General features: G+C 64.5%; 17 protein-coding genes. 11 read left to right on the top strand and 6 right to left on the bottom strand.

The features are described from left to right. The first annotated feature begins 7 nt into the window (after window positions 1-7). Window positions 8-1,210 (top strand): acyl-CoA dehydrogenase family protein, encoded by a 1,203-nt coding sequence (locus CKW39_RS01960; protein ID WP_095796486.1) that lies wholly within the window; start codon window positions 8-10, stop codon window positions 1,208-1,210. A gap of 166 nt (window positions 1,211-1,376) precedes the next feature. Beyond that, window positions 1,377-2,567 (top strand): phosphatase PAP2 family protein, encoded by a 1,191-nt coding sequence (locus CKW39_RS01955; protein WP_254049228.1) that lies wholly within the window; start codon window positions 1,377-1,379, stop codon window positions 2,565-2,567. Here CKW39_RS01955 and CKW39_RS01950 read toward each other — a convergent pair. Next, the gene (locus CKW39_RS01950) at window positions 2,485-3,378 is read right to left on the bottom strand and encodes an MBL fold metallo-hydrolase (protein ID WP_095796485.1); all 894 of its coding nucleotides are present in this window, start codon (window positions 3,376-3,378) and stop codon (window positions 2,485-2,487) included. The genes CKW39_RS01955 and CKW39_RS01950 overlap by 83 nt on opposite strands. A 77-nt stretch (window positions 3,379-3,455) precedes the next feature. Here CKW39_RS01950 and gluQRS point away from each other — a divergent pair, with 77 nt between their 5' ends. The 3 genes from gluQRS to CKW39_RS01935 all read left to right on the top strand — a co-directional run bounded on the left by gluQRS (window position 3,456) and on the right by CKW39_RS01935 (window position 6,857). Next, a complete protein-coding gene (gluQRS, locus tag CKW39_RS01945) occupies window positions 3,456-4,415 on the top strand; it encodes a tRNA glutamyl-Q(34) synthetase GluQRS (RefSeq protein ID WP_371514522.1) in 960 nt (319 codons plus the stop codon). A gap of 104 nt (window positions 4,416-4,519) precedes the next feature. Next, window positions 4,520-6,061 carry a sodium/proline symporter PutP gene (gene putP / locus CKW39_RS01940; protein ID WP_095796484.1) on the top strand — a complete coding sequence of 514 codons (1,542 nt, stop codon included), beginning with the start codon at window positions 4,520-4,522 and terminating at the stop codon, window positions 6,059-6,061. A gap of 109 nt (window positions 6,062-6,170) precedes the next feature. Further along, a complete protein-coding gene (locus tag CKW39_RS01935; RefSeq protein ID WP_095796483.1) occupies window positions 6,171-6,857 on the top strand; it encodes an FMN-binding negative transcriptional regulator in 687 nt (228 codons plus the stop codon). A 128-nt stretch (window positions 6,858-6,985) separates the two neighbouring features. On the opposite strand, the gene CKW39_RS01930 is transcribed toward CKW39_RS01935, so the two are convergent. From CKW39_RS01930 to CKW39_RS01920, 3 genes are all read right to left on the bottom strand, one after another. Then, entirely contained in the window at window positions 6,986-7,954 is a 969-nt protein-coding gene (locus CKW39_RS01930) for an L-lactate dehydrogenase (protein ID WP_095796482.1), read from the bottom strand. A gap of 176 nt (window positions 7,955-8,130) precedes the next feature. Further along, the gene (locus CKW39_RS01925) at window positions 8,131-9,069 is read right to left on the bottom strand and encodes a CoA ester lyase (RefSeq protein WP_095796481.1); all 939 of its coding nucleotides are present in this window, start codon (window positions 9,067-9,069) and stop codon (window positions 8,131-8,133) included. A 361-nt stretch (window positions 9,070-9,430) separates the two neighbouring features. Further along, complete coding sequence (locus CKW39_RS01920) at window positions 9,431-9,811, bottom strand: hypothetical protein (protein WP_143469921.1); 381 nt, start codon at window positions 9,809-9,811, stop codon at window positions 9,431-9,433. 226 nt (window positions 9,812-10,037) lie between these two features. Here CKW39_RS01920 and CKW39_RS01915 point away from each other — a divergent pair, with 226 nt between their 5' ends. Next, a complete protein-coding gene (locus CKW39_RS01915) occupies window positions 10,038-10,628 on the top strand; it encodes a TetR/AcrR family transcriptional regulator (protein WP_095796479.1) in 591 nt (196 codons plus the stop codon). A gap of 27 nt (window positions 10,629-10,655) precedes the next feature. Here the strand turns inward: CKW39_RS01915 and hrpB are convergent, their stop codons facing one another. After that, entirely contained in the window at window positions 10,656-13,301 is a 2,646-nt protein-coding gene (gene hrpB / locus CKW39_RS01910; protein ID WP_095796478.1) for an ATP-dependent helicase HrpB, read from the bottom strand. A gap of 66 nt (window positions 13,302-13,367) precedes the next feature. On the opposite strand from hrpB, the gene CKW39_RS01905 reads away from it, so the two are divergent. The 5 genes from CKW39_RS01905 (at window position 13,368) to CKW39_RS01885 (ending at window position 17,219) form a co-directional block, all read left to right on the top strand. Then, the gene (locus CKW39_RS01905) at window positions 13,368-13,589 is read left to right on the top strand and encodes a hypothetical protein (RefSeq protein ID WP_095796477.1); all 222 of its coding nucleotides are present in this window, start codon (window positions 13,368-13,370) and stop codon (window positions 13,587-13,589) included. Further along, a complete protein-coding gene (locus CKW39_RS01900; RefSeq protein ID WP_095796476.1) occupies window positions 13,573-14,094 on the top strand; it encodes a DUF805 domain-containing protein in 522 nt (173 codons plus the stop codon). The genes CKW39_RS01905 and CKW39_RS01900 overlap by 17 nt, the downstream gene beginning before the upstream one ends. Window positions 14,095-14,104: 10 nt before the next feature. Continuing rightward, the gene (locus tag CKW39_RS01895; protein ID WP_095796475.1) at window positions 14,105-15,061 is read left to right on the top strand and encodes a 1,4-dihydroxy-2-naphthoyl-CoA synthase; all 957 of its coding nucleotides are present in this window, start codon (window positions 14,105-14,107) and stop codon (window positions 15,059-15,061) included. Next, entirely contained in the window at window positions 15,061-16,263 is a 1,203-nt protein-coding gene (locus CKW39_RS01890; protein WP_095796474.1) for an AMP-binding protein, read from the top strand. Before CKW39_RS01895 ends, CKW39_RS01890 begins: the two co-directional genes overlap by 1 nt. A gap of 74 nt (window positions 16,264-16,337) precedes the next feature. Next, window positions 16,338-17,219 (top strand): 1,4-dihydroxy-2-naphthoate polyprenyltransferase, encoded by an 882-nt coding sequence (locus CKW39_RS01885; RefSeq protein ID WP_095796650.1) that lies wholly within the window; start codon window positions 16,338-16,340, stop codon window positions 17,217-17,219. Window positions 17,220-17,300: 81 nt separating this feature from the next. Here the strand turns inward: CKW39_RS01885 and CKW39_RS01880 are convergent, their stop codons facing one another. Further along, on the bottom strand, window positions 17,301-17,579 hold the full coding sequence (locus CKW39_RS01880) for a DUF4229 domain-containing protein (RefSeq protein ID WP_095796473.1): 279 nt from the start codon (window positions 17,577-17,579) through the stop codon (window positions 17,301-17,303). Between the last annotated feature and the right edge of the window lie 36 nt (window positions 17,580-17,615).

Raw genomic sequence — 17,615 nt, 5'->3', positions numbered from 1 at the left:
GCCCACCATGACCGCCATCATCGATCACCCCGACTTCTTCCTCCTGGATCAGGACCTCTCCCCCGAGGACATTGAGCTGCGGGACAAGGTGAGGGCCTTCGGTCAGAAAGAAATCCTGCCCACCATCAACGAGTATTGGGAGCGCGCCGAACACCCGGAACCGGTGTTCGCCAAGCTGCCCGAGCTGGGCATCATCGGCTCCTTCATTCCCGGCTACGGCTGCCCCGGATTCTCGCGTCAGACCGCGGGCATCGTGGCTCGCGAGTTCGGTCGCATTGACGGCTCGTTCAATACGTTCCTGGGCGTGCACTCCAACCTGTGCATGGGCAGCATCTACATGCTCGGCAACGAGGAGCAGCGCAACCGCTGGCTTCCGGTAATGGCCAAACTCGAGAAGACGGGCGCCTTCGCTCTGACTGAACCGGACCACGGTTCCGACTCCGTCTCGCTGGAGACCTCCGCCCGCAAGGAAGGTAACCAGTGGGTCATCAACGGCCACAAGCGCTGGATCGGTAACGGCCACGCGGCCGACGTCATCGTTCTCTACGCACGTGACGAGGCCGATGGGCAGGTCAAGGCCTTCGTGGTCGAGAAGCAGGACAACGGCGAGTACCCCGAGGGTTACCGTCCCGAAGTCATCAAGGGCAAGATCGCCAAGCGCGCCATCAACCAAGCGGACATCGTGATCGAGAACCTCAAGGTTCCGGACGAGAACCGCCTGCCGAACTGCAACAGCTTCAAAGACGTCAACCGCGTCCTCAAGGCCACTCGAGGCGGCGCCTCATGGGAAGCCCTGGGCCACGGCATGGCCGCCTTCGAAATCGCTGCGCAATATGCTTTGGACCGCGAACAGTTCGGCGCACCCATCGCCAACTATCAGCTCGTCCAGGAGAAACTCGCCACCATGCTCGCGGACCTCACTGCGATGCAGCTCATGTGCACCCGCATGGCCCACCTGGCGGAGAACGACCAGCTCACGGACGCCATGGCCTCCATGGTCAAGATGTTCACGTCCCGCAAGGCCCTGGACATGTGCCGCACCGCCCGCGACATGCTCGCAGGCAACGGCATCCTCCTGGAAAACCACATCGGCCGCCACCTCACCGACATGGAAGTCGTCTCCACCTACGAGGGCACCGACTCGATGCAGGCACTCATCGTGGGTCGCGAGATCACCGGTATCTCGGCATTCACTCGCAAGCGCAAGTAACCGATAGACACGACCGTTTGAGCCCCGGCACGCACCCCGTGCCGGGGCCCCTTCATGCCGGAGCGCCCTCTCTCAGCCCCACCAAAGCCTCCCGTGGCAAGATATTGCGATGGCCGATCATCCGGATCCGGCCGCGCTCGTCGATTTCCCCCGATAAGGCTGCCCGTTGTCATTCCTTCCCGCGCCCGCGCGTTCCATGCCCCGCCGCTCCGTGATCCGTCCGCTCATGACCGTGGCCATGTTGGGCGTGTGCGTTGGCATCGCGTCCTACATCAGCCTCATGACCATGACGGGTCAGTCCCTGGATGACGAGGCTCTCGCGCAGGCCAAGGCCGATCGCAACGATTTCTTCCCGTGGATCTTCCTGGCCGCGGCCCAGCACCTACCGGAACTGGTATCGATCGCCGCCGCCGTTCTGGCTCTCGTGTGGACGGTGCGCACGCGTCGTTGGATCCCCGCCCTCGCGGGGCTGGGCATGATCCTGGGCGCCAATTTCACCACGCAGTTCCTCAAGCGCGTGCTCCTAAACAAGCCCGACTACGGCATTCAGCAGATCGTCCACAATTCGTTCCCGTCCGGTCACACAACAGCCACGGCCACGATTCTCGTGGCGCTTCTGCTGGTCGCTCCCCCGCATCTGCGCGCCAAAACAGCCACCTGGGGATGGCTCCTGGCCGCGATCACCGGCATGCTCACCGTGCTGAACGGCTGGCACCGCCCGTCCGACGCCGCCGCCGCCCTTCTCATCGTGGGCGCCTGGGGTGTGCTCGCGGTCATTGCCATCAGGTTCACCGACGCCGCCCTGTCCCGTCCCGGAGCTCACCCCAGCGACGTATACCGCCGGGTCCGACAGAAGATGGACGCCCGTCGCGAGAACCTTGAGCGCCGGGAGGACCGCGGCGACAGCGCATTCATCCCGCCCGCCGGATCTCACCAGCAACAGCACAACCCCCACCAACCGGGCATCGGACAACCAGGACCCCGGGGAGACGGAAACCCGCGCTTCGGCACCCAAGGCCCCGCGGCGGCGTCGTACTCAAACGCACCATATGTGAACGCGCCGTACCCGCAGGCTCAGCAGCCATACCCGCCCACGGGATTCCAACAGAACCCGTACGCGCAGTACAACGGACCGGGTCATGGCCATCGTGCGCCAGTGCGCCCCCGCCGGGGCACGGTCATCACGCTGCTGGTGCTGGCAATCGGTCTGGCGGTGACCGTGGCGCTGATGCCATCGCCCGCAGTGGCAGGCACGTGGGCGGGGCGGGCGACCGTTATTGCGGGATACCTTGGGATTGCGGCTGCGGCTGCTCTGAGCTGGCGATCTGTGGCGCGCTGGCTGCGGTCTCTATCCTGACGGTGGCCAACCGGTCCAGGAAGACCCGGGCCACCCCCGCCTGATACGGGAGCCGGAACATGGAAGCGGTCACAGTGCCCGCCGAGGTGGGATCGGCCTGTTCCGCGCGCTTGACCGCGAGCGCCATGGTGTCCGCCTGTTGCAGCACGAACGTGTTGGACACCGGGCTGCCGTGGCCGGGCACGAAAACCTTGTAGCGCTCGAGCGTCGCCAGTGAGCGCAACGTTTCCACCCAGCGTTGCGGGTAGGAATCCTCGAAGCTGGGATCCGCACCTTCTTCGACCAGGTCACCGCAGAAGACAATGTCCTCCACGCCCACGCACACGTCGTTGTCGGTGTGACCGAGGCCCAAGAAGAACAGCGTCACGGGCTTGTCGCCCAATTCGATACGCGTGAGCGAGGGGCGGCGACCGTTGCCGGGCAAGGTGTTGGTCGGCAACACGAGCTGGGTGTCCAGACCCTCGGCATCTCCCATTTCGGGTTCTTGAGTCCCCACAAAACTGCGCTGGTAGTCGCCGTGCTCCCGCATGGCCACCGCACATGCCTTGTGCGCCCAGAATTCCTCGACACCGGCACGCTGGAACACGGCGTTACCCATGTAGTGGTCGTAATGCGCGTGGGTGTTGACCACGGTGAGGGGAAGGTTGGTCACCTCACGAACGGCCGCGAGGATCTCGCGACCCTGGCGCGGTCCCGCACCCGTGTCGATCACCAGGGCACGCTGAGATCCCACGATGAGTCCGGAGTTCAACCTCCAGTTCTCCGTGCCAATCACGTGAACGCCGTCGCGCAGCTCGTGGATGCGTGCCATGCCGAACAGCCTAACCGGACCCGAACCCCTCCACATCCACCCAACGATTGAGGTTACGCAATGCTAGCCTGACCCGCGTGTTCGCCTCCCACCCTGCCTCGCCCTCCCCGAAACCCTCTCCCAACGACGCCGCTCTGCCGCCCGCCGGCCGGTTCGCGCCGTCACCGTCGGGAGACCTTCACCTGGGCAATCTGCGCACCGCGTTGGCCGCGTGGGGATTCGCTCGCGCCACGGGGCGAAAGTTCATCCTGCGGGTTGAAGACTTGGACCGTGTGAAGAAGGGCGCCGCGGAGCGCAATATCGCGGATCTGGCGGCCATCGGTCTGGATTGGGATGGGCCCGTTGATTACCAGGCCCCCCGTATTCCGCAGTTCTCGCGAGAGGTGCAACGTCTCACGGCTGCCGGACTGACCTACGAATGCTTTTGCACGCGCAAGGAGATTCACGCCGCGGCGTCGGCACCGCACGGGATCCCCGGGGCCTATCCCGGTACGTGCCGGGAGCTGAACGAGGAGGCTCGCGAGCGGCGTCGGCAAGAGCGCCCGCCGGCCATCCGACTGCGCGCGGACGTGAGCGAATTCACCGTGCACGACTACTTTGCGGGTGCGTACACGGGCGCGGTGGACGACATGGTGTTGGTGCGCAACGACGGCACCCCCGCCTACAACCTGGCGGTGGTCGTGGACGACGCCCACCAGGGCATCGATCAGGTGGTGCGCGGCGACGACCTCTTGTCCTCCGCGCCGCGGCAGGCCTACCTGGCAGGGCTGTTGGGATACCCCGCGCCCGAGTACGTTCACGTGCCCCTCGTGCTGGGGCCAACGGGTGCGCGGTTGGCTAAACGGGACGGAGCTGTAACACTTGAGGAATTACACGCACTGGGTTACAGCGCGCGCGACGTGTTGCTGTGGCTCGGTGCTTCGCTGGGGGTCAACGACCCCCTCAATACCACGGCTGACTTGCTGAAGGACTGGAACCCCGGGGTCTGGAACACGAACCCCGCCACCTTCACCGAATGGCCTCAGAAACAGGCCTGAAACCACCCCTAAGGGTGAGCGATGACACTTAACAGCTTTGGGTAGCTAAATAACGTCCCATACAGTGGACGCCGTCCAAATTTCTCGCACCGGAAGGTACACCTATGTCCGACCAGGCGTATCAACTCATCGCGATTGTGATCTATTTCTTAGGCATGATCGCGATTGGCCTGTGGGCCAACAGTAAGACAAAGAACCTCGACGATTACATGTTGGGCGGTAGAAACCTCAAGCCCGGCGTGGCCGCACTGTCTGCGGGCGCTTCGGATATGTCCGGCTGGTTGCTCATGGGTCTGCCCGGTGCTGTGTACCTGGCGGGCATGGTTGAAGCCTGGATCGCCATTGGTTTGACCATTGGTGCCTGGCTGAACTGGAAGTTCGTGGCGCCGCGTTTGCGCGCGTACACCGAGGTCTCCAACAACTCGATCACCATCCCGTCCTTCCTGGACAACCGACTCAAGGGCAACACCCGCGTGCTGCGCGTGGTGTCCGGTGTGATCATCCTGGTCTTCTTCACGTTCTACGTCTCCTCCGGCATGGTCGCTGGCGGCGTGTTCTTCATGTCCTCGTTCGGTTCTTCCTACCTGGTCGGCATGCTGCTGATCGCGGGCGTGACCGTGCTCTACACCTTCTTCGGTGGCTTCCTGGGCGCTTCTTACACAGACCTCTTCCAGGGTCTGCTCATGCTGTTGGCCCTGCTCATGGTTCCGATTGTGGGCCTGTTCATGGTGGGCGGTCCCGCCGAAATGGTGGACCGTATCCAGAGCGCCCAGCCGGATGCCCTGTCCCTGCTGGCCGGCGGCACCGCCGTGGGCATCATCTCCGCACTGGCTTGGGGCCTGGGTTACTTCGGTCAGCCGCACATCATTGTGCGTTTCATGGCCCTGCGCAGCCCGGCCGACGCCAAGTCCGGCCGCCGCATCGGTGTGGGCTGGATGATCCTCACCGTGATCGGCGCAACCTCCACCGCCCTGGTGGGTATCGCCTACTTCGGTAACCGCCCGGATCAGGAGCCCACCGACCCCGAGGCCGTGTTCCTGGATCTGTCCCAGATCCTGTTCCACCCCGCCCTGGCCGGCCTGGTGCTGGCCGCCGTGCTGGCCGCCATCATGTCCACCGTGTCTTCGCAGCTGATTGTTTCCTCCTCCGCGTTGGTCGAGGACCTGTACAACCTGGCCTCCAAGAAGACCCCTTCTCCCAAGGCACAGGTGTGGATGGGCCGCGCCGGCGTGCTGTTGGTGGCCATCGTCGCTGCCGCTCTCGCGTGGGAACAGAACGCCACCATCCTGGAGCTCGTGAGCTTCGCGTGGGCCGGCTTCGGTTCCGCGTTCGGCCCCGTGGTCGTCTTGAGCCTCTTCTGGCGCAAGCTCACCAACACCGGCGCGATCACCGCGATGATCGTGGGCGCCGTGACCGTGTTCGTGTGGCAGTACACCCCGTGGAGCGAACTCTACGAGATCATCCCCGGTTTCTTCCTGGGCATGTTCGCCGCGATCGTCGGTTCCTTGGCCACGTACAAGCGTGATCCTGAGATCGAGGCCGAGTTCGACGAGGCCGTGCGCCTGGCCAACTCCCCTCACCAGGCACCCACGGAAGCCGCTACGTCCACCCGCGTCGAGTCCGACGTCGCCACCGGTCGCCGCTAAGTTCCACCCGTTGTCGGGGCTCCTTCCCCGCCGATGAAGCAAGGGGTCCGCTCACCACACGGTGAGCGGGCCCCTTGCTTTATGCCCCGATCACAGAGTTAATGCAGTCATGCTGATCAATCCGCTCTACCAACCCGTGGCCGGTCATGACTTCGCCGATCTCATTGCCGACTACCCTCTGGGGATCATTGTGGGTTCCGAGCTGGTGGCCACACATATGCCGATGCTGGCGGTTCGGGAGCCCGATGGTTCCGTGGTCGTCGAAAGCCACATCCCCTTGGCAGATCCGTTGCACACGGATCTGGCCGCGGGCCGGGAGGTGTTGTTGATCTTCCCCGGGCCCTCCGCATACATCAGCCCGGACTGGTATACCCACGCCGGATTACCCACCTACGATTTCGAGCCCGTCCATATTCGCGGCCAAGCCACCATGATGGACCAGCCCGCGCTGGAGGATCATCTGCGGCGGCTCATCGACCATCATGAGAACCGAGTGCGCCCGCGCCAGGAGGGGCCCGATACCGCGGCGCCCGGCAGTTCCTCCGGGCCGTGGCTGATGAACGACAGCGCGGAGGATTCAATGCATCGGCTTCTCAGAGTCATCGCGGGTTTCCGGCTGCGTCCCCGGTCCGTGGAGTTCAAGTCGAAGATCGGCCAGAACCGGCCCGCGGACGAGGTTCCGATCACCGCGCAGCACCTGTCCCTCATGCGGCACCCGGATGCGCGATACCTTGCCGATCTCATGAAACGCGTGACCGTGCCCCGTGACGATACGGACCCACCCACCGACGGGTGAGCGGGTCCTTCCGTGCCCCTTCTAGCCCGTGACCTTTCGAGAACGACGGCGCTCGCGGCGTCGTCGTCCATCACGCGCCTTGGTCGGGTGGCCGGGGAACACACCGAGGCGTGGTCCGCTAAGTAGGCTCAGAAGCCGAGCGAGGCGAGGGCCTTGCGCATGGCCTGGGCCGAATCGCGCAGCTGCTGTTCCTCGTGCTCACCCATGGGGATCGCGAGCGGTTGCTCCACACCGCGGCGGCCCACGATGGACGGGACGGACAGCGCAAGCCCGCTGATGCCGTGGAAGTCGTCCAGGATCGAGGAGACAGGCAGTACTGAGCGCAGATCACGCAAGATGGCCTCGGCAATGCGGATGCCGGACAGACCAATCGCGTAGTTGGTGGCGCCCTTGCCCTCGATCACCTTGTAGGCCGCGTTGACCACCTGATCGGTCATCTCCGCCAGGCGCTGCTCGGTGAAGGGTTTGCGGCCGTCGATCTCCCAATCCCGCAGCGGCACCTGACCGATCGAAGCGGAGGACCACACCGGGAACTCGGAATCGCCGTGCTCTCCGATGATGTATGCGTGCACGCTGGTGGTGTTCACGCGGGCCTCGTTGGCGATCATCCAACGCAGGCGGGAGGTGTCCAGCACGGTGCCGGAGCTCAGGACCTGGCGGTACGGCAGCCCCGTGATCTTCTGAGCGACCACGGTGAGCACGTCGCACGGGTTGGTCACGAGCACGCAGATCGCGTTGGGCGCGTGCTCCAGGAGCTGCGGCATGAGCGTCTTGAGGATCTCGGTATTGGCACCGGCCAGGTCCAGGCGAGTCTGGCCGGGCTTCTGCTTGGCGCCGGCGGTGATCAGGATGACGTCCGAGTCCTTGAGCACGGCCACGTCATCCGAGCCCTCCACGCGGGTGTCGGAAGCGAACATCTGGCCGTGGGAGAGGTCCAGGGCCTCGGCTTCAACCTTGGCGGTGTTGAGGTCGTACAGGGCAATATCGGTCGCGGTGCCGCGGATCATGGCCGCGTACGCCAGCGAGGTTCCCACCGACCCCGCTCCCACAATGCCGATCTTGGTTCTACGGACGGTGGCTTCAGTGCTGGTGGTCATGGAAACTCCCCGGTTACGGCAGATACGTCCCGCAGGCTCACGTGGTGTCTGAGCTGCAGTGGTCATGTGGTCTTGCCACAGTCCATTGTGACGTATCCGCCGCACCGGGGATAGTTCGTGTGACGAGGTCAACCACCTCGTGTTTCTCGGCGCGTTATTGGCCGAGCGCTCGGTGACTAGCAGTGATAGGTATCGGTGGGAGCCTCGAAGTGCACGTCATAGCCCTCCGGGATGCTCATGCCGAACGAGGTGGCCAAGCCCAACACCTTACGGGCACGAGCCAGACGGGGTAGGTCGGAGCCGTTGCGGATCTGACCGCCGTCGGCCTCGAACTCCTGTAGGAAGTCGGTGGCCCAGGACAGCTCGTTCAGGCTCGGGGACAGGCCTTCGTTGACCGTGGCGGTCTGCTCCGGCATGAGGCACAGCTTGCCGGTCATGCCGAATTCGGAGGTCACACCGGTGGCCTCCGCGAGCTTGGCACCGAGTGCGCCCACGGCCGGTCCGTCGATCGGGCCGGGCAGATTGGCCGCACGCGAGGCAATGGTGAACTGCGAACGGGTATAGGCCAACACCATGGGACTCTCGCCAAAACCGGTGTCACGGCGGTAGTCGCCGATGCCGAACGCCAGGCGGTAGGTGGAGCGCGCCGTGGCAATGTCCTGCAGGTTCTGCACGCCACGGGCTGTTTCCACGAGTGCAACGATGCGGGTTCCCCGCAGCATCTCCGCGGTGCGAGTCACGTGTTCGGGGGATTCGGTCATGGCCAACATGACGCCTTCCAGCCCGGGAGCTTCGCGCAGGGCGCGGAGGTCTTCCTCCCACCATGCGGTGCCGAAACCGTTGATGCGGACCCACCCGTGGTTGAGTTCGTGGCGTTCGTTGCGCGAGGACAGCCACTCGATCACGTTCTGACGGGCTGCGGCTTTGTCCGCCGGTGCCACCGAGTCCTCGACATCGAGGACCACGACATCCGCTGCGCTGTTCGCCGCCACGTCGAAGCGCGCGGGCTGCGCACCGTTGACGAGCAGCCACGAACGGGCCAGCTCCGGACCAACCTTGGGATTCTCAGTGGTCGTAATGGTCATTTCGATGGTTTCTGACAGGGTGGTGGACATGATTCACTTCTCGATCTGTGTCTAAGAACGGACACGCTTCCGCAGCTGCTGTGCGGTGAAAGCGCGGGTCAGCCGAGCGCCTGAACCAACCTGAGAGATGAAGCGGTCGGAGCGGGTCAGCTGCCAGTAGAGAGCCCCAGGACAAGCGGCACCAGTTCAGTGCTTTGATGACCTACGCGTGAGAGATGGCACGCCGGGCAAAAGCGGTAGGGCTACCGTAACCAAGATCACATCAAGACTCAACTTGGGCGGTTTCGCGGGACCATTGCACGCTGATCGACGTAAAAACCCACCCCCAGGGCCGCTGCAAACTGATCGACAGTAAAGCCAGAATCCTCGACGTTGCGGGTCGTACGGTCGATCAGACGGCAGGTACGCGGCTTTTCCCTCGTGCGAGCCTGCCGATGGAGCCCAGCATGTCCCGCCGGACCAGGCCGCTGAATCCTCGGATGAGAGCCCAGTACAGCGAGAACTTCAATCGGGCACTGCGGTCCGTGGGTTCACACTGTGTGGTGGTTTCAAGCAACGTCCGATCATCCCCCAGCTCGGTCAGTGTCCAGTCCATCCCGTACTTGAGCCATCCGGGGGCCGAAAACTGTCGGCACTCGGCCAATGATGAGACGGGGACTGATGCAGGTACAGGGCTCCACGGCTTACCCACCATCACCACAGTGAACCGGCGTGGTGCTGATTCCTCACTCGCGCCGTTGAGCATGAACATCTCCAGGCAGCCGGCGTGCATAAGTCCGGCAATCCCAAATCCGCGAGCCAACAGGAGTGGCCTGGCGGCAGTGAGGTCCAGCCACCGAAGGTCATGTAGCTCGACCCACACATTGTCAACCGACGAATCGATGACCGCGCAGTGATACTCGCGAAATGCGGCATTGGATAGGGTTCGACTGAGTGGAGAGCTGGGCTCGATCCCCATTTTAGAATTCATATTTTAAAACTAGACCTGAGGTGCACGCGTGGCAAGACCTTCCAAGTTCACAACGGAGGACATTCTTGACGCTGCCGCGCGCGCGGTGGCCCACCGTGGCCGGGATGTCACCCTCGTGCAGATTGCCAGCGAGCTGGGCGGACCTACCGGTTCGCTATATCACCGCTTCTCGTCCCGTGACGTTCTGCTGGTGAATCTGTGGATCCGATCCATCCGCCGCTTCCATCAGGGGTTCCTGGCAGCAGCAGCCGGCGAGGATCCCGCCCAGGCCGCGATCGACTGTGCCGTGCATATTCCTGTGTTCTGCCGACAGCACCCGCATGACGCAGCTGCCATGACTCTCTATCGACAGCACGAACTGGTCACCCACGGACCCGAGGAACTCCGAGATGACGTGTCTCGGATCAACCACCCGGTTATAGCTGCCCTGAAAGAGCTCGCCGTTCGCAGATATGGCACGTCAGATGAGTTCCATCAAACTCTGATGCTCACGGCCTGCGAAGAGAGCCCCTACGGTTTGGTCCGCCCATACATCGCTTCCCGCCAAACCATTCCGGATTGGATGGACGACGCCGTTCGGGCCTCTTCCCAAGCAATCCTCGCGTTGGGCGACCGCTAGCGAATTCATGACCTTGTCGGCCGACCTTCACCCACCACTTCGCTTCTTGGTTCGAGCCGTGGCCACCGCGTTCCAGGGGTCTTCGGGCCAGGGATGCTTCGGGTAGCGGCCGCGCATTTCGGAGCGAACCTGCTGGTACGGGCCGGACCAGAACGACTTCAAATCGTCGGTGATCGCCAACGGCCGCCGCGCTGGAGACAACAGATGGAACTGCACGGGCACCCGACCGTCCACCAATCGCGGCGTGTCTGCCCAACCGAAGCATTCTTGTAATTTCACGGCCACCACGGGAGGCTGCTCGGGTTCGTCCAGCGAATAGACCTTCGGATAGTCGATCCGCGCCGTGTTCCCACTCGGCACCGCCAACCGTTGCGGCACTAACTCCTCCAGCCGGCTGGCTTCCGGCCACGGCAAGAGCCTGCGGAGCGCATCAGCCACTTTGATCGACCGCAGCGACGCTCCTCGAGCGATTTCTTGTAATTCCACGCTCAGCCATTCGTCGAGCCGGTCGAGCAGTGCCGAATCATCCATGGCCGGCCACGGATCACCCAGTTGCCGGTGCAACAAGGCGAGGCGCGCGCGGAGTGAGCGAGGGGCGTCGTCCCAGGGCAGTAGTTCCAGGCCCTGACTGTGCAGTGCGCTCCGCACGGCGGGCAGTGCGGTTGTGGGATCGGCAGCGACCGGCGTGGACGAAAGCTCGATTGCTCCGATGGCTCGCACTCGGCGCGCTCGAACTTTGCCGTTCTCGAAAGTTCCGCGGGTCTCCTCGGTGGCCAACAACCCCGCAATGAGCAACGCCGTGGGCTCATCCAGTGGCGCGGCCGCACGAATCACCGCTCCGGTGCCCGCCGCTACTTTCCCTGCGGCGCGGCTGAGCTCCGCGACAGCGAGCCACTCGTGCTGTCGCAGCGGGCTCCCCGGCTCGAGCCCCGCGCGAGTTCCCGATGCCAGCAGCCACTGCTCTCCTGCCTTGTCCATCCGCTTGGCGATCCACTCGGGTTTCCCCAGGCCGACGACGGCGCCCTCCCGCACATCGCGAGCCACCTCGCCGTGCGAGCTGCCCTCCACAGGAGCACTACTCACAGCACTAGCGCGTACAGCGTCCGCTTCAGCCACGGAACTGTGGTCCCCAGAGATCCGTTCCAACCGGGACACTTCCCGCTTCCACCGTGCGGACTCCGCTCCCCCGCCGGAACGCAACCGCCTCACGAACGCGGGAATGTCTGCCCCCGGAATGCGAGCGCCGTCGGCGATTGCGGCGATAACCTCCGCAGCGGCACGCCGCCCGACCAGAGCCGAACCGTCCAGCAAGGCCCGCCCCCATCGGGGCTCCACAGGCATGTCCACCAAGACGCGACCGAGGTCAGTAGTGCGGCCGTGCTCATCGATGGCACCCAGCCGGATGAGCTCGGCTTCGGCGTCCGCGCGAGCACGTGGTGGCAACGGATCCGGCAATCGCAGTCCATCACCGCCCGGTGCGCCCCACACCGCGAGCGCCAGGCAAGCAAACGTGAGGTCGGCGGTGCGCACCTCGGGAACGGTGTGCGCCGGCATAGCGCCCCAGGTGGCGTCGTCGTAGCAGCGGACCACGGTGCCGGGCCCCTGGCGAGCGGCACGACCGGCCCGCTGCTCGGCCGAGGCCTTCGATGCCGAGACCGTCACCAACCCCGAGATCCCGCGCCCCGCGTCGCGCCGCGGCTGGCGCGCCAGGCCTGAGTCGACCACCAGCCGTACCCCGTTGACCGTCAGCGACGATTCCGCAAGCGATGTGGTGACCACGATTCGCGGCGGATCCCCCGGTTGGCGCCCAGCGACCGCTCGGTCCTGCTCCCGGGGCGAGAGCTGACCGTGCAGTTCCAAAATTTCGGCGTCGGACAGCCTGTGGAGTTCGGATGCCACGCGCGAGACTTCGCGCGCGCCAGGCACGAACACGAGGGCGTCCGAGCCGTCATGGACTTTGAGAGCCTTCGAATGGGCCTCCGCAGCCTTGCGAGCCACGTGCGACAGGAACGCGGGAGTCACCCCGCGATCGTCCAGGCGTTGCGGCCCCGGGGCCCATTCAACGTTCAGCGGATACAACGCGGACGGGCAATCGACGACCGGCGCGGGTTCATCTGCGCCCAGTAATTCGGCAAAACGGGCGGCATCCACGGTCGCGGACATCGCCACCACGGTCAGGTCATCGCGCAGTTCTCGCAGTTCCGCGAGCATGCCCACCAATAGATCGGATTCCACACCTCGCTCGTGCACTTCGTCCAGAACCACCGCCGCTGTACCCGGCAGGTCCGGATCTCTCAGCAGGCGCCGCAGCATGATCCCGGGGGTCACGAACTCGATGCGCGTGCTCGGTTTCGTGGTGCTTTCACCACGAACACTCCAGCCGACGACGTCGCCCGGTTGCGTTCTCGTCAGCGCAGCCAATCGGCGGGCCACCGCTCGGGCGGCTACCCTGCGCGGCTGCACCACCACAACGCGACCAATGGGCTGGGAGGCGGGAGCGTCGTCGGCAAGAGCGTTGGCGATCACCGGCGGAACCAAGGTGGTCTTACCCGTCCCCGGAGGTGCCTGAACCACCGCGACACGCTGCTGGAGCGCACTCTCCAGATCGGACACGGACTCCGCGAAAGGTAGGCCGTGACCAATCCGTTCCAGGTCAAAGGGGGCGGCACTCATGGTTTCAAGTATTGCCGAGACCTCGGACACGGTTGTTACGGTGGAAACCCCGAAAAGGAGGAACGGATGGATTCCACCGCAAGACTCGGCCGTGTATTGGGCGTTGCGGCGATCATTGTTGGGGCCGGAATCATCCTGATGATGCTGCTGACCGGGGCAGGAAACCTAGCGACTGGATTCTTAAGCCTCACGACCATGGTTACCGGCGCATGCGCGGTTGTCATGGCCAATCGACGAGGCGCCCAGGAGGCCGCGACGTCCAGGAGTTCTGATGGCGAGCTCCGTTAGAAATGCCTCCGTGGACCGAGATGCGCGGTCGTTCCATGATCTACCGTCGGGTGGGATGGATCTCTCCCCGTGGCGGCAGTTCACCACGGCCGTTCGGCTGTTTTATCGGAACTATTTTCGGACCAGGGGGCGAGCCACTCGGGCTGAGTTTTGGTGGCTGGTTCTGTTTCAGGCACTCGTTGCTGGTGCCTGGACTTTGGCTGGCCGTCTGCTGTCAATCGGTGGGCCGCATTTCGTTACCAATGACACCCCGGAACTTCTCACGCAAACGATGATGTTCGTCGGAATGTTCCCGTTCGCATGGCAATTGGTGAACCTCATTCCAAGCATCACGTTGCTCGCTCGCAGGTTCCACGACACTGATTCCAGCGCCGTTTTGCTCTTCACCCTGATCATCCCGATCGCGGGCCTGGTCATCGTTCTTATCTATGCGCTGACCGCGTCCAACCCTCGGGGAGTCCGCTACGACCCACCGGGTGCCACGGCAGCTCGCCCTCCCGCCTAAAGTGGTACCCATGACCAACGCGCAGCTTCCCGAGCAGGTATCCGAGATCTTCGACCCCCAGCAGTGGCGTCAGGTGCAGGGCTTCGAGGACCTGCAGGACATCACGTACCACCGCGGCGTCGAACGAGACGACAACGGTGAAGTGGTCAAGGATCTGCCGTGGGTGCGTATCGCGTTCGATCGTCCCGAGGTCCGCAATGCCTTCCGCCCGGGCACCGTGGACGAGCTCTACCGCACCCTCGATCACGCCCGTATGTCCTCGGACGTAGGCGCGGTCATCCTGACGGGCAACGGCCCCTCCGCCAAGGACGGCGGCTGGGCCTTCTGCTCCGGCGGCGATCAGCGCATCCGCGGCCGCGACGGATACCACTACGCAGAGGGTGAGACCGCGGACTCCATCGACCCCGCTCGCGCCGGCCGACTGCACATCCTGGAAGTGCAGCGCCTGATCCGCACCATGCCCAAAGTGGTGATCGCGGCAGTGTCCGGCTGGGCGGCCGGTGGCGGTCACTCGCTGCACGTGGTGTGCGACTTGACCATTGCTTCGGCCGAGCAAGGCAAGTTCAAACAGACCGACGCCACCGTCGGTTCCTTCGATGCCGGTTACGGTTCCGCGCTGCTCTCGCGCCAGGTGGGCCAGAAGTTCGCTCGCGAGATCTTCTTCCTGGCCGATGAATATTCCGCCGAAGACATGTTCCGCATGGGCGCCGTCAACAAGGTGGTCCCCCACTCCGATCTCGAAACCTCCGCGCTGGAATGGGCTCGCAAGATCACCGCCCAGTCCCCGCAGGCCGTGCGCATGCTCAAGTACGCGTTCAACCTCCCGGACGACGGCATGGTGGGCCAGCAGGTCTTCGCCGGCGAAGCCACGCGCATGGGTTACATGACCGACGAGGCCGTCGAAGGCCGCGACGCGTTCCTGCAGAAGCGCGACCCGGACTGGTCCGCGTTCCCCTACTACTTTTGATGCCTGAGCTTCCCGGAGAGCCACTGCCCGTACCCAGTACGGCGGACCTGCCGACGGACACGGTCATCTTCGACGGTCCGGTGGCGGGCGACCCACTGGGTCTCCTCGGGCCGCTGAAGCAGGCGCTGTCCCGCCCCGAACCGGCGGTGGTCGTTTCCACCTCCGGCTCCACGGGCCGCCCCAAGAAAACGGTCTTGACCACCGAGGCGCTCACGGCATCGGGCCGCGCCACCGAACGCGCCACGTCCGGCCCCGGTCAGTGGCTCCTGTGTCTCCCTTCGCACTACGTCGCGGGCGTTCAGGTGCTCGCCCGGTCCGTACTCGCGGGCACCACGCCCGTTGTCATGGGTCCCGGGCCGTTCACACCGGACGGTTTCGCGCGGGCCGCGGCGGGCATGAGTCATGAGACGCGCTACGTGTCCGTGGTCCCCACCCAGCTGCAACGCATCCTAGATCCCGCCGACGCCGCTCCCCACCCGGAAGCCGTGGCCGCCCTCGCACGATTCGACGCGATTCTCGTGGGAGGCTCCGCACTCTCGCCCACCCTCGCCCAGCTAGCCGACAGCGCAGGCCTCGCCTTGGTCAGCACGTACGGCATGTCCGAAACGTGTGGCGGTTGCGTCTACAACGGCCGGCCCCTGGATGCCGTCGAGATTCGCACCGTCCCCGACGACGCCGCTCTCGACCTCTCGCACTTCACTTCCCCGCCTAGCCACGGGCCGAAAGAAGGGCGCATCTGGCTGGGCGGCGACGTCATTGCCGGAGGCTATCTGGAGGACCCCCGGCAGACCGGCGAGCACTTCCGCGTGATCGACGGACGGCGCTGGTACCGCACGGATGACCTGGGGCGAACCAACGAGGACGGATCGTTGAGCGTGCTGGGTCGCACGGACGACGTGATCAACACGGGCGGCATCAAAGTCTCCGCAGGAGTCGTGACCGCCACCCTGGCCTCGCACCCGGGAGTGCGGCAGGCGCTCGTGGTGCCGGTTCCGGACGCCGAGTGGGGCCAGGCCGTCGCAGCGCTGGTGGTACCCCGCGAGGGTGCACTCTCTGACGAGCTACGTGCAGAACTTCGTGATCTGATCCGTGTACAGCACGGTTCCGCCGCAGTTCCCAAGCACTGGCGCGAAGTCAGTGAAATCCCCATGCTCGCCACGGGCAAACCGGATCGACAGGCCGCAACCCGGATCTTCCGCTAGCTGGGCTTTCAATAAACTTTCCAACGCATGAGACAATAACGCGGTTCAATTCACCAGTTTTCGGAGGTATGTCCGTGGCCACGCCAGCACAGTGGGTAGAGGGCGCACGTCTCAGAACCCTGCCCATGGCCGCTGCTCCCGTGATCGCCGGTACCGCCGCTGCCCAGCAGATGCACGCGGTGCACCTGGGTCACGCCGGGCTGGCGCTGCTCGTGGCGCTGTTCCTCCAGATCGGCGTGAACTACGCCAACGACTATTCGGACGGCGTGCGCGGCACCGACGACGAGCGAGTGGGTCCCCTGCGACTCACCGGCTCCGGAGCGGCGAAGCCCTCGCATGTGAAGCGCGCGGCGTTCTTGTGCTTCGGGCTCGCGGCGCTGGCTGGTGCGGCACTCGTCGTGGTCTCCCAGCAGTGGTGGTTCGCGATCGTGGGTGTCGCCGCCGTCTTCGCCGCGTGGGGTTACACCGGCGGCAAGAAACCCTACGGCTACCTGGGCCTGGGTGACATCTTCGTGTTCATCTTCTTCGGCCCCGTGGCCACGCTGGGCACCACGCTCACGCAGGCCGGTCGGTTGAACCTCGATGCCTGGATCATGGCAATCTCCACGGGCTTGTTCGCGTGTGCCCTGTTGATGGCCAACAATGTGCGCGATATCCCGGGTGACCGGGAGGTAGGCAAGAAGACCCTGGCAGTGCGCCTGGGTGATTCCACGGCGCGTTTGACGTTCGCCGCGGAGATGGCCGTGGGTATGTTGCTGCCGCTGCTGTTGGTGCCCTACAACCCGTGGGTGCTGCTCGTCTACGCGATGACCCCGTTGGCATTGGCCGCGAGTATCACGGTCCTCAAGAGCAAGGAACGCCGGGCGTTGATCCCGGTGCTCAAACAGTGTGGGCTGGTCAACCTCGGATTCACGGTGCTGTACGCACTGGCCGTGTTGGTCTACCAGTACGTCTAGGGTCTGCGAGCTAGGTCCAACGAGCACGGCCCGACAAGTATGTTCAGGGCTGGCTTACGACCTCGCCTAGGACTCAGAGACTCAGATGTCCTTGCGGGCCTGCTGATCCGTGTAGGAATCCTCGACCTCCTGGTCCTCCATGGCCACCCGGTTCTTGGGCTTGGGAGAGCGGTCGATCCAGCGGTGGAAGTCCTGGCTGGCTGCCAAGTGCAGCTTGGGGAAGAAGATGTAGCAGATCGCGAACGCAGCCACCACGGCCGCGATGCCGGACAGGATCAGTCCCGCACCCACGTACATGGAGATCACGAACACTACGATCAGGATGCCCAACCGCAGCAGGGAGTACTTGAGGAAATTCACGCGGCCCAGTCTACTGGCATGCCCTGGATGCCCGCC

The organism is Kocuria sp. WRN011 (assembly GCF_002295155.1).
Taxonomy (GTDB): Bacteria; Actinomycetota; Actinomycetes; order Actinomycetales; family Micrococcaceae; genus Kocuria; species Kocuria carniphila.
Note: the sequence above shows the minus strand (reverse complement) of the source record. Positions and strands in the feature narration are given on the sequence as shown.